Source organism: Dietzia sp. DQ11-44, assembly GCF_014145205.1.
Taxonomy (GTDB): Bacteria; Actinomycetota; Actinomycetes; order Mycobacteriales; family Mycobacteriaceae; genus Dietzia; species Dietzia natronolimnaea.
On the sequence record NZ_JAALEC010000443.1, the window covers coordinates 1 to 12,692 of the forward strand.

The 12,692-nt window shown below is 68.2% G+C and carries 12 protein-coding genes; 3 read left to right on the plus strand and 9 right to left on the minus strand.

Annotated elements, in window-relative coordinates; translation table 11 throughout:
- From G6018_RS11495 to G6018_RS11535, 9 genes are all read right to left on the minus strand, one after another.
- The coding region (locus G6018_RS11495) for a helix-turn-helix domain-containing protein (protein ID WP_182639654.1) at window positions 1-377 on the minus strand (377 nt) is incomplete at its 3' end.
- An 11-nt stretch (window positions 378-388) separates the two neighbouring features.
- A complete protein-coding gene (locus tag G6018_RS11500; protein WP_179525975.1) occupies window positions 389-1,159 on the minus strand; it encodes a crotonase/enoyl-CoA hydratase family protein in 771 nt (256 codons plus the stop codon).
- A gap of 2 nt (window positions 1,160-1,161) precedes the next feature.
- Entirely contained in the window at window positions 1,162-1,926 is a 765-nt protein-coding gene (locus G6018_RS11505; RefSeq protein ID WP_179523222.1) for an SDR family NAD(P)-dependent oxidoreductase, read from the minus strand.
- Between the two features lie 45 nt (window positions 1,927-1,971).
- Window positions 1,972-3,147 (minus strand): acetyl-CoA C-acyltransferase, encoded by a 1,176-nt coding sequence (locus G6018_RS11510; protein ID WP_182615450.1) that lies wholly within the window; start codon window positions 3,145-3,147, stop codon window positions 1,972-1,974.
- A 60-nt stretch (window positions 3,148-3,207) separates the two neighbouring features.
- A complete protein-coding gene (locus G6018_RS11515) occupies window positions 3,208-4,746 on the minus strand; it encodes an AMP-binding protein (protein ID WP_182639655.1) in 1,539 nt (512 codons plus the stop codon).
- A 19-nt stretch (window positions 4,747-4,765) separates the two neighbouring features.
- Entirely contained in the window at window positions 4,766-5,923 is a 1,158-nt protein-coding gene (locus G6018_RS11520; protein WP_182639656.1) for an acyl-CoA dehydrogenase family protein, read from the minus strand.
- A 112-nt stretch (window positions 5,924-6,035) separates the two neighbouring features.
- Entirely contained in the window at window positions 6,036-7,538 is a 1,503-nt protein-coding gene (locus G6018_RS11525; protein WP_182615456.1) for a TRAP transporter large permease, read from the minus strand.
- On the minus strand, window positions 7,531-8,067 hold the full coding sequence (locus G6018_RS11530; RefSeq protein ID WP_182615458.1) for a TRAP transporter small permease: 537 nt from the start codon (window positions 8,065-8,067) through the stop codon (window positions 7,531-7,533). The genes G6018_RS11525 and G6018_RS11530 overlap by 8 nt, the downstream gene beginning before the upstream one ends.
- 25 nt (window positions 8,068-8,092) lie before the next feature.
- Window positions 8,093-9,313, minus strand: coding sequence for a C4-dicarboxylate TRAP transporter substrate-binding protein (locus G6018_RS11535; protein WP_182615460.1), 1,221 nt, complete (start codon window positions 9,311-9,313; stop codon window positions 8,093-8,095).
- 272 nt (window positions 9,314-9,585) lie between these two features.
- Between G6018_RS11535 and G6018_RS11540 the strand changes: the two genes are divergently transcribed.
- The 3 genes from G6018_RS11540 to rfbA are packed head-to-tail and all read left to right on the plus strand — an operon-like array spanning window position 9,586 to window position 12,669.
- Complete coding sequence (locus G6018_RS11540) at window positions 9,586-10,752, plus strand: YihY/virulence factor BrkB family protein (protein WP_182639657.1); 1,167 nt, start codon at window positions 9,586-9,588, stop codon at window positions 10,750-10,752.
- 10 nt (window positions 10,753-10,762) lie between these two features.
- Window positions 10,763-11,791 (plus strand): dTDP-glucose 4,6-dehydratase, encoded by a 1,029-nt coding sequence (gene rfbB, locus G6018_RS11545; RefSeq protein ID WP_182639658.1) that lies wholly within the window; start codon window positions 10,763-10,765, stop codon window positions 11,789-11,791.
- Window positions 11,788-12,669: a glucose-1-phosphate thymidylyltransferase RfbA gene (gene rfbA, locus G6018_RS11550; protein WP_182639659.1), complete on the plus strand. Its 882-nt coding sequence runs from the start codon at window positions 11,788-11,790 to the stop codon at window positions 12,667-12,669. Before rfbB ends, rfbA begins: the two co-directional genes overlap by 4 nt.
- Window positions 12,670-12,692 lie beyond the last annotated feature (23 nt).

Sequence of the window (12,692 nt, forward strand, 5' to 3'; positions counted from 1 at the left end):
GACTGCCGTTGCCGCTCGCGGTACGCGGAGAGGGATGCTGGTTCAAGGTTCCGGGTTTCAGTCTGGACCAGCTGGGACTGCTCCTGCTCGAGGGTGCGGAACCGGACCAGTGAGGCGACGTACCCCAGCAGTCGACCGGTGGGGGTCGGATCCTTCGCCTGGAACTCGTCGACCACCCGCTGCTCAAATGAGTCCATCCCGACATTGAGCATCGCCGCGAGCAGTTCCTGCTTGCTGGCGTAGTGGTAATACATCGCCGACAGGCTCACCCCGGTCTTCTGGGCGATCGAGCGGATGGACGCTCCGCCGTAACCGTGTTCCACGAACTCGCGGCGTGCGACAGCCAACAGGTCACTCTGCACCGTGCCGCTGGTCATCTTCGGTCTCCTCAGTTGCCCGTCCACCGGGGTCGGCGCTTCTCCTTGAATGCCAACGCTCCCTCGCGGGCGTCGTCGGAGGACCTCACCGGTAGGAATATCCCCCTCATCTTTCCGAATTCCTCCTCGGAGGTCCATTCGCGGGACCCGGTCATGATCTCCTTGGACGCCCGCACGGCGAGTGGGGCGTTGGCGGCGATCGCGGAGGCGAGCTCCACTGCCGCGTCGCGGGCGCCGCCTGCGGGGACTAGGCGATTGATCAGCCCGGCCGCGCGGGCGGTCCCGGCGTCGACGGGCTCGCCGGTCAACGCCATCTCCATGGCCAGTTGATACGGCACCCGCCGCGGCAGACGCATGAGTCCGCCGGCCCCCGCGAGCAGACCCCGTTTGACCTCGGGAAGTCCGAATCGCGCGGTCTCGGACGCGACCACGAGGTCGCAGGCCAGGACGATCTCGAACCCACCCCCGAGCGCCGGACCCTCGACCGCGGCGATGAGTGGCTTAGCCGGAGGTTGCTCCACGAACCCGGCGAAACCGCGGCCCGGTAGCGACACGTCCTCGCCGGCGAGGAAAGCCTTGAGATCCATCCCGGCGCAGAACACCGGCCCGGCACCGGTGATGACGCCCGCGGAGAGGTCGTCCCGCCGGTCCAGCTCCTCCATCGCCGCGGCGACCGCCTCCGACGTCGCCCGGTTGATGGCGTTGCGGGCGTGCTGGCGGTCGAGCGTCACCACCATCACGCCGTTGATCTCCTCCACGTGCACACGGTCGGCCGTCTCGATGTTCACTTGGGCGCCATCCGGATCGCGCCGTCGATGCGGATGGTCTCGCCGTTGATCATGGCGTTGTCCACCACGTGCAGCGCGAGCTTGGCGTACTCGTCAGGCCGACCGAGCCGCGAGGGATGCGGGATCTGTGCGGCCAGGCCCTCGACCAGCTCGGCCGGATGGCGATCGAAGATCGGCGTCTCGAAGATGCCGGGGGCGATCGTGTTGACGCGGATCTGGCGGCGGGCCAGGTCCCGCGCGGCGACGATCGTCATCCCGACGATGCCGGCCTTGGACGCGGAGTAGGGCATCTGGCCGATCTGTCCCTCCCACGCGGCCACGGAGGCGGTCATGACGACCACGCCGCGCTCACCGTCGACGGGATCGTTCTCGGCCATCTCGGCCGCGGCGATCCGCAGGACGTTGAACGAACCCAGGAGGTTCACCCGCACGACCAGCTCGAAGTCCTCCAGCGAGCCCGGCTCGCCCTCGCGGTCCACCACCCGGACGGTCCGGCCGATGCCCGCACAGTGCACGACCGCGCGCAGGGGAGCGCGGTCCGCCGCAGCCCGGACAGCCGCGGTGATCTCCTCGGGATCGGCGACGTCGGCGGGGGCGAAGGTGACGAGGTCACCGAACTCCTCGGCAACCTGCTGCCCGTTCGAGGACGGCAGGTCCACCAGGACGGTGGGGACACCGGCGTCGACGAACCGGGCCACGGTCGCCCGACCCAGTCCGGAGGCGCCGCCGGTCACCAGTGCGCTGGCGTTTGTCAGATCCATGGATTGTGCCTTTCTGGAGGGGGATCTCTCGGACGAGAGAGGGGGTCAGAGGGCCTCTACTACGGTCGCGTTGGCCATCCCGCCGGCTTCGCACATCGTCTGGAGTCCGAAGCGGCCGCCGGTGCGGCGCAGGTGGTGGATCATCGTGGTCATGATGCGCACACCCGATGCGCCGAGCGGGTGGCCCAGAGCCACCGCGCCGCCGACGGGGTTGAGCTTGTCGTCGTCGGCGCCCATCTCGTCCCGCCAGGCCAGCGGCACGGACGCGAAGGCCTCGTTGACCTCGTAAGTGTCGAGGTCCGCGATGGTCATCCCGGCGCGGTCGAGGACCTTGCGGGTGGCGGGGATCGGGCCGGTGAGCATGAGGACCGGGTCGTCGGCGACGACGGCGGAGGCCACGATCCGCGCGATCGGCGTCAGGCCCAGTGAGCGCGCGACGTCCTCGTTCATGATGAGCATCGCCGCGGCGCCGTCGGTGATCTGCGAGGAGTTGCCGGCGGTGACCTTCCAGTCGATCTCTGGCCGCTCGGCCCGTGCGGCCTCGGTGTCGAACGCCGTACGCAGGTCGGCCAGCCTCTCGGCGGTGGTGCCCGGTCGGATCGACTCGTCGCGGTCCACGAGTCCCGCCGGGGTGGTCACGGGCACGATCTCTTCGTCGAACCATCCACTCGACCGTGCGGCGTCCGCGCGGTCGTGGGAGCGCGCCGAGTACTCGTCCAGCTGCTCACGGGACAGGTCCCACTTGCCGGCCACGAGTTCGGCGGCCACGCCCTGGTTGGTCAGGTTCGGGTAGCGGGCGTGGACGAGCGGTCCGTGGGGATCCTGGTCGAGCCGGTTGACGCCCATCGGGATGCGGCTCATGGACTCGAGGCCGGCGGCGATCACCACGTCGTAGGCACCGGCGACCACACCTTGGACGGCGAAGTCGACGGCCTGCTGGCTCGAGCCACACTTGCGTTCGACGGTGACGCCGGGCACGTGCTGGGGGAACCCCGCGGCGAGGGCGGCCTGGCGGCCGACTGTGCCGGATTGTTCGCCGACCTGGCTGACCACGCCGACGATGACGTCGTCGACCAGGGCGGTGTCGAGGCCGGTCCGGTCGACGAGTCCGGAGAGTAGCTGGGCGAGGAGGTCGACGGGGTGCAGGTCGGCGAGGGCACCGCCCGGCTTGCCTTTCCCCATGGGGGAGCGGACGGCGTCGATGATGACTGCGTTGTGCACGGATTCTCCGATTCGGGTGAGATGCGGGGCGGGTGGCGCGGTGGCGTCTGCTCTGGTGGGTCAGACCGAGGTGTCGAGTCGGCCCTTGACCAGCTTCCCCGTCTGAGTGCGGGGGATGACCTCGGTGAACGCCACGGTGCGGGGGCACTTGTAGCGTGCGATCCGGTCGAGGCAGTGCTGTTTGATCCGCTCGGCGGTCGCTTCGGACGGCTCGACGCCCGGGACGAGTTGGACCACCGCCTTAACGGACTGTCCCATCACCTCGTCCGGGACGCCGATCACCGCGACGTCGATGACGTCCGGGTGTACGGCGATGCAGTTCTCGATCTCCTGCGGGTAGATGTTGACCCCGCCCGAGATGATGGTGAACTTGGCCCGGTCGGTCAGGTACAGGTAGCCGTCCTCGTCGAGGTGACCGATGTCGCCGAGCGTGGTCCAGTTCTGGTGGTCGGGGTGCCTGGTCTCCGCGGTCTTCCCGGGATCGTTGTGGTACTCGAACGAGTAGTCGTCGCGCTCGAAGTAGATCCACCCGTCCTCACCGGCGGGCAGTTCCGCGCCCAACTCGTCGCAGATGTGGACGATGCCCGAGGAGCCCTGTCCGACACGTCCGACGCTGCCGGGTTTGCGCAGCCATTCGTCCGGGGAGATCGTGGTGGCGCCGTTGGACTCCGTGGACGAGTAGTACTCGTAGATCACCGGCCCCCACCAGTCGAGCATGGCCTTCTTGATCTCCACCGGGCACGGGGCGGCGGCGTGGATCGCGACCCGCATCGACGACACGTCGTAAGACTCGCGCACCTCCTGCGGCAGGCGGAGCATCCGGATGAAGTGGGTCGGGACCCACTGGCTGTGCGTGACCCCGTACTTCTCGATCCCGGCCAGGCAGTGTTCCGGGTCGAAGCGGTCCATGAGGATCACCGTGCCGCCGTGGGCCTGCGTTCCCGTGGCGTACCGCAGTGGAGCGGCGTGGTAGATCGGGGCCGGGGACATGTAGACGGTGTCGTCGTCGAACCCGTAGTTGCGCTTCATGCGCGCCACGAGTGACGGGCCCGGCTCGTCGCCCACCTGGGCACCGTCGAGCGCGGGTTTGATGCCCTTGGGGCGGCCGGTGGTGCCCGAGGAGTAGAGCATGTCCGCCCCGCGCGGCTGGTCCGCCGGCGGGGTGGTGGACATCTCCGCCATGGTGGTCGTGTAGTCGAGGTGGCCGGGGACCTCGCCGGCGAACGCGAGCCGGTGCTCGACGTGCGGCGTCTGGTCGACGATCGACTCACCGAGTTCGGCGAGGGCGCCCGAGACGACCAGCACCCGGGCGCCGCTGTCCGCGACGATGTAGGCGACCTCGTCGGTGGCCAGGTGGGTGTTGACCATCGTGAAGTACAGGCCGCAGCGCATCGCGCCCCAGTACAGCTCGAATACCGTGGCGTCGTTGACAGAGAGCGCCGCGATGTGGTCGCCCGGCCGCAGCCCCCGGGCCAGGAGCCAGTTGGCGAACCGTACCGAACGGGCCTCGAGCTCGGAGTAGGTGACCACGCGGCCGGTGGCGTCCTCGATGACGGCCGGCTTGTCCGGGTGGGTGATGGCGAATCTTCCTGGATACACGTGAGAGTCCCCCTGACCGTCAGAGCCCGAGGCTCTTGGCGATGATCGTCTTCATGACCTCACTGGTGCCGCCGTAGATCCGGGAGACGCGGGTGTCCGTGTAGAGGCGGGCGATGGGGTATTCGGTGATGTAGCCGTACCCGCCGTGCAGCTGCAGGCACCGGTCGATCACGCGGGCGGCCATCTCGGTGGCGTGGAGCTTGGCCTTGGCGGCGTCCGCGACGGTGAGCTCGCCCCGGTCGAGCAGTTCCAGGCAGTGGTCCACGTACACGCGGGCCACCTCGACCTCTGTCGCGCACTCGGCCAGCACGAACTTGGTGTTCTGGAAGGAGGAGACGGGCTTGCCAAAGACGACGCGCTCACGCGTGTAGTCGGTGGCCAGTCGCAGCGCCGCCTCGGATTGGGCGACCGCGTTGAGCGCGATGCTCAGGCGTTCCTGCGGGAGGTTGTGGGTGAGGTAGGAGAACGCCGCGTCCTTCTCCCCGAGCAGGTTCTCCACGGGCACCTTGACGTCGGTGTACGACAGTTCGGCGGTGTCCTGCTGGCGTAGGCCGATCTTGTCGAGTTTGCGGCCCACCGAGAAGCCGTCGGCGTCGGTGGGGACGCAGAGGATCGACAGGCCGTGACGGCGGTTGTCAGGGTCGAACGGTGAGGTGCGGCAGACCGTGAGGATCATGTCGGCGGTGACGCCGCCGGTGATGAACGTCTTGGAACCGTTGACGACATAGTGGGTGCCGTCGGTGCTGAGCTTGGCGGTCGTGGCGATGTTCGCCAGGTCCGACCCGGTGCCGGGCTCGGTCATCGCGATGGCGGTCATCAACTCGCCGGAGGCGAAGACCGGCAGCCAGCGCCGTTTCTGCTCCGGGGTCCCGTACTCGAGGAGGTACGGCAGGATGAGGCAGCAGTGCACCGTATAGGAGCCGAAGGACACGCCGGCGCGGGCGACCTCCTCGAAGATGATCGCGCTGTACTTGAAGCTAGTCTCGCCGCCGCCGCCGAACTCCTCGGGGACCTGGATGCCGAGGATGCCGAGCTCTCCGAGCTTGTGGAAGAACTCGCGCGGTGGGCGTCCGTGCTCGTCCCACTCCTCACGGTGCGGGGCCACCTCCTTGGTGATGAAGTCGCGCACCAACTGGCGGAACTCGTCCTGCTCTCGGGTGAAGATGGTCCGCTGCATGGTGACTCCTGGGGTTTGCCTCGGTTTTGTCTCGGGTTTGTCTGGTGGTGGCTGCGTGGCTGGTGTAACCGGGCCGTGGCGGGTGGCCCGTGATCCGCTGGCAGTGACCTGGTCACTCCGCGGCGGAGGTCTCGGGCAACCAGAGCGCGATCTCGGGGAAGAAGATCAGAGCGACGAGGATGACAGCGCTGGTGACGACGAACCAGGACACGCCCTTGAACACGTCGGACAGACGGACCGTCATCCCTTCGTTGACCTCGGGGTTCGACGCGATCCGGTGGACTATGTAGCTGAGCATGCCGATCGGCGGGGTGACCAGCGCCAGCTCGACCAGGATCACCATGAAGACGCCGAACCACAGCAGGCTGATGTCGAAGGTGGCCAGCACCGGCATGAGGATCGGCACCGTGAGCAGGATCATCGCGAGGCCGTCCATGAACATGCCCAGGATGAGGAACACGAAGATCAGCCCGAGGAGGAACAGCGTCCGGCTCAACCCGAGCGAGGTGATGGTCTCGGTGATCCAGTCGGCGACCCCGGACAGGGCCACCACGCGGGTGAGCACATGTACTCCCATGAGGAGCAGGAAGATCGAGGCGACACCGGCCGCGGTCTCGCGCAGGGACGTCAGCACGGTCCGGACCAGGTGGCCGACGGAGCGGTCGTCACCGAACAGCCAGCCCAGCAGGATCGCGGCGATCGCACCGAATGCGCCGGCCTCGGTGGGCGTGAAGATGCCGGTGTACATGCCGCCGATGATGAGGATGAGGATGAGGGTCACCGGGGTGACGTCCACGAGGGAACGCAGCCGCTGGCCCCAGGTGTAGTGGGTGGTCGACCGGGGCCCGAGGGTCGGGTCGATGCTGCACCTGACGACGATGACGACGCCGTACGCCAGGGCCGTGAGCAGTCCCGGGATGAGCGCGGCGAGCAGCTGCGGCCCGACCGGCGTCTCGGCCACACCGGCGTAGATCACCAGGACCACGCTGGGCGGGATGAGCATCCCGAGGGTTCCGGACATCGCGACGACGCCCGTGGCCAGCGACGGCTTGTACCCGGCGCGCAGCATCTCGGGGATGGTCGTGCGCCCCAGTGCGTAGGAGATGGCGATGGAGCTGCCGCTCGAGGCGGCCAGTCCGGCGCCCGCGAAGTTGGTCGAGACCGCCAGTCCGCCGGGCAACCGGCCGAGCCAGGCCTGGGCGGAGGTGAACAGCTTGCCCGTCAGATTGAACCGACCCATCGCCACGCCCATGAGGATGAACAGGGGGATGACGGACAGGCTCCAGCTGGCGGCGGAGGTGAAGGGGACGTCCTCGAACGTCACGGCCACGGCGCTGGTGCCCGCGAGCTTCCACAGGCCCACCGCGCCGGCACCCATGATCGCGATACCCACGTGGATACCGGAGACCATCGCGACGATCGACAGGAGGATGGTCAGGACGCCGACAGCGGTGTCGGGGAGGTCCGGAGTGAACAGGATGACCGCGGCGATGATCAGTGAGAAGCCGAAGTTGCCCCAGTAGGCCCGGATGAAGTTGCGGTTCGGCGTGGGGACTGCGAGATCGTCGGTGCGGGCCACGCCGGTGTGGTCGGTGACGAGGGTGGTGTCAGACATCGGACTTCCTCGGACGGTCGTTGATCAGCAGGCTGATGATCGACATCAGGAGCTGGAGGGCGAACAGGGCGAATCCGATGGCCAGGACGATCTTCACCGGCCAGATCGGGATGGTGATCGCCCCGAGTGCGACCTGTTGGACCTCGACGGCGAAGACCGCCGCGGTGATCGAGTAGTAGGTCAGCGCCGAGACGAACAGGAACATCAGACCCGAGACGATCAGGTCGGACCACCAGCGGGAGACGGGGTCGAGGTACTGGGTGAGGATGGTGGCGTTGATGTGCTCGCCGATCTGCTCCGCGTACCCCATCGCGAGCATCACGATGAGGACCATCGACCAGTTCTGGGTGATCTCCAGCGTGCCGGAGAGGGGGGTTCCGGTCAGGTTCCGGGAGCTGACGTCGGCGGCGATGTGCAGGGCCATGACCAGGGTGACGATCCCCGCGATCACGGCGCATGCGTACAGCACCCGGGCGAGGGCCCGCTGCCCCGGAACGCGCCGCTCCGCGTCGGTGGTGGTGGTGTCCATCAGGTTCTCCAACTGCTCGAGGGGGTCAGGGCGCGGTGCGGTCGAAGATCTCGGACCGGACGGACTGCTCGAAGGGGGCCAGATCGATCTGGACCGACTCCGGGTCCTCCGGGATCTCGGCGAGGGCCGGGTCGTCGTACCCCATGTCCTCGAGCCGCGTCTTCCAATCGGCCATGATCTGGCGGTAGCGCTCGACGGTGCCCTCGGGATCCTCGAGGTCGTCGGGGGCGCGCTCCGGCAGGGTGCGCAGTGCCTCCTCCTGGTACGTCTCGAGGGTGGCCTTGAGCTCGGGGTCGACGTCGTAGAAGCTCACGCTCTTGTCCGCGCCCTCGGCGAGGAGCCGCTGGTGCAGGACGATCCCCTCCTCGCGGAGGTAGCCGTCGAACCACGTCTGTCGGGCGTCGTCGATGATCTGCCGGGCGTCCTCGGGGAGCTCGTCCCAGACGTCCTTGTTCATGATCACGTACTGCGTGTAGCTCGAGAAGGGGATGTCGACGTAGTGTTTGGCGACCTCCCACAGACCGAGGGCGATCATGATCTTGCCGTTGGCCAGGGAACAGTCGATCACCCCGCGTTGCAGGCCCTCGTAGATCTCGCCGGTCGGCAGGGTCACGGGGACCATCCCCAGGGCCTCGATCTCGCCGTAGTTGAATGCGCCGCCACTTCGCACCCGTTTGCCCCGGGCTTCCTCGAGGCTGTTGACCGGGTCCTTGCACACGAGGTGGTAGTTGGTCGAGGGGGTCCAGGTGAAAAGGAGCTTGATGTCCTGGTCCGAGAACTGCTCCTCGATCAGCGGGTCGGTGAGCGCGAACTCGCTGCCACCGGCGAAGGCCTGCATCATGCCGAGCGGGTACTCCGGCTCCACGACACTGGCCATCTGGCTGGTCCAGTCGGTCATGGGGAACTCGGACGGGTAATAGCTGGGGGTGAACATCCCCATGTCCACGATCCCGCCGCGGACCCCCTGCGCCATGTCGGCGCCCTTGACCAGGCTGCCGCCCCAGTACTCGTCGAAGGTGATCTTGCCGCCGGTCTCCTCCTCGACCTGCTCGGCGAAGGCGCGGAAGGGGCCGGCGGAGGAGACGGTCGTGTAGTCGCCGTACCGGAGTGTGATCGGCTCCATGGTCTCGACGCTGTCGCCGGTGATTCGGTGGCCGCCGGAGCAGCCCGTGGCGGCGAGCGCTCCGATCATCGTCAGGGCGAGCGCCGCGCGTCGGGCCACGCGGTTTCGGTTGCTGCGGGACATCGGGGATCCTTCTGGTTCCGGACCGGTCGCGTGCAGGTGCGTCCGGGGTCCTGATGGATGGCCTGAGGGGGTGTGCGGCAGACCGCTCGATCCGCGCGCTGGTGTAATCCAGATCACGTTTCGAACGTTCGTTAAGTTAGTTGCGTCACGTCGGCTTGTCAAGAAATGATTGTCATAGATTCGGGGTCGGGCTCGGGATTGCGTGCCCACTGAGGCGGCCCGACGGGCGCGGCGCGCCACACGACTCACGCCCGAGCAGCCACAATCAGGGCATGACGACTTCCGGTGGCGCCGTGACGACCGTTCGGCGACGACTCCGGACCGTCAGACTGGTCCTCGCGAGATCCGTGGGGGAGTTCCTCCGCGATCGCGGCCCCGATCAGGCGGGCTCGCTCACCTTCTACGGGGTGCTCTCACTGTTCCCCGCGATCCTCGTCATGGTCTCGCTGCTCGGCGTGTTCGGGCAGGGGGCCAGGACGGTCGACGCCATCATGGCCATGCTCTCCGACATCGCCCCGCCGGAGGTGCTCGACCCGATCCGCGGTCCCATCGAGTCCCTCGTCATAGCGCCGGCCGCAGGGACCGCTCTCGTCATCGGCATGGTGGTGGGCCTGTTGACGGCCTCGCGCTACGTGTGGGCGCTGGGCCGCGTGATGAACGGCGTGTTCGGTATCGAGGAGGGGCGCCCACTCTGGCGCCTCTTGCTGATCGGGATCCTGCTCACCGCGCTGCTCATCGTGCTGGTCGCCGTCGGGGGTCTGGCACTGGTGTTCACCGGCCCCGTCGCCCAGACCGTCGGTGGGTGGATCGGGCTCGGCGAGACCGCGCTGGCCGTGTGGGGTGTCGCCAAGTGGCCGGCGGCCCTGGTCTCCGCGGTCCTCGCGCTCGCGGTGCTCTACCGGTTCGCGCCCAACGTGGCGGGACGCAAGTTCCACTGGGTGTCGCTGGGTGCGGCCGGGGCGCTGGTCGTCATCGGCGCGGCCACCGCCGGGTTCGGATTCTTCGTCTCCAACTTCGGGGACTTCAATCGCGCCTACGGCTCGCTCGCCGGGATCATCGTGTTCCTGTTGTGGCTGTGGATGGTCAACATGGCGGTCCTGTTCGGCGTCCGCCTGGACGCCGAGGTGATGCGCGTGCGACAGCTACGGGCGGGCATCCACGCGGAGGAGGCCGTGCAGGTGATTCCCCGCGACACCAAGGCCAGCGAGTTCCACTCCCGCAGGAGGGAGAGGATGCTCGCGGCCTATCGGGAACTCCGCCGGGAGCCCGCCGACGACGGCGCGGCCCCGGACAGCCCGGAACCTGACGGCCCCGGACCCGAAAGCCCGGAAGCTGACGGCCCCGGACCAGATAGCCCGGAGCCAGACGGCTCCGATCCCGGCAGTGCGGGATCCACCAGCGCCGGGCAGACCGCAGAGGCGGCGCGACCGCGACGGTAGGGTTGGGCGCATGCGCCTCGTCGTCACCGGGGGAGCCGGGTTCATCGGCGCCAACTTCGTCCACACCGTGGTCCGTGAGCACCCGCACGCCCACGTCACCGTGCTGGACGCCATGACGTACGCCGCCAACCGGTCGAGCCTGGCCGGACTCCCGTCGGATCGGGTCGAGCTGGTGGAGGCCGACTGCGCCGACCCCGCGGTGACCGGCGGGCTGGTCGCGCAGCTCACCGGTCCGCAGGACGCCGTGGTTCACTTCGCGGCCGAGAGCCACAACGACAACTCGCTGGCCACGCCGTGGCCCTTCGTGCACTCCAACATCGTGGGCACCTACGCGGTGCTCGAAGCCTGCCGTAGCCACGATGTGCGCCTGCACCACGTCTCGACGGACGAGGTCTACGGCGACCTGCAACTGGACGATCCGGACAGGTTCACCCCGGCCACCGCCTACAACCCGTCGAGCCCGTATTCGGCCACCAAGGCGGGCGCGGACATGCTGGTGCGCGCGTGGGTCCGCAGTTTCGGTGTCCGCGCCACCATCAGCAACTGCTCCAACAACTACGGCCCGTTCCAGCACATCGAGAAGTTCATCCCGCGGCAGATCACCAACCTTCTCACCGGGCAGCGCCCCCGCCTCTACGGCAGTGGTGCCAATGTCCGGGACTGGATCCACGTCGACGACCACAACTCGGCGGTCCTGCGGATCCTGGCACGAGGTGAGCTCGGGCGGACCTACCTCGTCGGCGCCGACGGCGAGCACTCCAACCTGCAGGTCATGCAGATGATCTGCGAGCTGATGGGCGCCACCGCCACCGACGGCGACCCCGGCTTCGACCACGTCACCGACCGCCCCGGCCACGACCTGCGCTACGCGATCGACGCCACCGCCACCCGCGAGGAGCTCGGGTGGGAGCCGCAGCACACAGATCTGCGCGAGGGGCTGAGCGCGACCATCGAGTGGTACCGCGACAACCGCGACTGGTGGGAGCCGGTCAAGGAGCGCGTCGAGGCCAGGTACGCCCGGACGGAGAAGGTGCTGTGAAGGGCATCGTCCTGGCCGGCGGTAGTGGCACCCGTCTGCGCCCACTCACATTGGCCACGAGCAAGCAGCTCATGCCGGTGTACGACAAGCCGATGATCTACTACCCGCTGTCCACGCTCATGCTGGCGGGCATCCGCGACATCCTGCTCATCACCACGCCCGAGGACGCGCCGCAGTTCCGGCGGCTCCTGGGCGACGGCAGCCAGTTCGGCATCACCCTGAGCTACGTCGAGCAGGCCGCCCCCGAGGGCCTGGCCCAGGCGTTCGTCCTGGGTGCGGACCACATCGGCGACGGCCCGGTGGCGCTGATCCTGGGCGACAACATCTTCTACGGCCCCGGGATGGGAGCGCAGCTGCGACGGTTCGCCGACCTCGACGGCGGCGCCGTGTTCGCCTACCGCGTGTCCAACCCGGGCGACTACGGGGTGATCGACTTCGACGCCGCCGGCCGCGCGATCAGCCTCGAGGAGAAGCCCGAGAACCCGTCCTCCGACTTCGCCGTCCCGGGGCTCTACTTCTACAGCGCCGACGTGGTGGAGGTGGCGCGGAACCTCGAGAAGTCGCCGCGCGGGGAATACGAGATCACCGACGTCAACCGGCACTATCTCGAGGCCGGCCGCCTACAGGTCGAGGTGCTCCCGCGTGGAACCGCCTGGCTGGACACCGGCACCCACGACTCTCTGCTCGACGCGGGCAACTACGTCCGGACCATCGAGGACCGGCAGGGCCTGAAGATCGGCTGCCCGGAGGAGGTGGCGTGGCGGATGGGGTATCTCGACGACGACGAGCTCACCGACCGCGCCCACGACCTCAGGAAATCGGGGTACGGGGCCTACCTGCTCGACGTGCTCCGCCGCGAAAAGGGTCGGCAGTGGTGAGCGGCGGCCATCCGGACGATCAG

Excerpts from the sequence above, each read along its gene's own strand:
- G6018_RS11505 (WP_179523222.1), bottom strand. The coding sequence starts at position 1,926 with ATGGATCTGACAAACGCCAGCGCACTGGTGACCGGCGGCGCCTCCGGA.
- G6018_RS11520 (WP_182639656.1), bottom strand. The coding sequence starts at position 5,923 with ATGCAGCGGACCATCTTCACCCGAGAGCAGGACGAGTTCCGCCAGTTG.
- G6018_RS11525 (WP_182615456.1), bottom strand. The coding sequence starts at position 7,538 with ATGTCTGACACCACCCTCGTCACCGACCACACCGGCGTGGCCCGCACC.
- G6018_RS11530 (WP_182615458.1), bottom strand. The coding sequence starts at position 8,067 with ATGGACACCACCACCACCGACGCGGAGCGGCGCGTTCCGGGGCAGCGG.
- G6018_RS11535 (WP_182615460.1), bottom strand. The coding sequence starts at position 9,313 with ATGTCCCGCAGCAACCGAAACCGCGTGGCCCGACGCGCGGCGCTCGCC.
- G6018_RS11540 (WP_182639657.1), top strand. The coding sequence starts at position 9,586 with ATGACGACTTCCGGTGGCGCCGTGACGACCGTTCGGCGACGACTCCGG.
- rfbB (WP_182639658.1), top strand. The coding sequence starts at position 10,763 with ATGCGCCTCGTCGTCACCGGGGGAGCCGGGTTCATCGGCGCCAACTTC.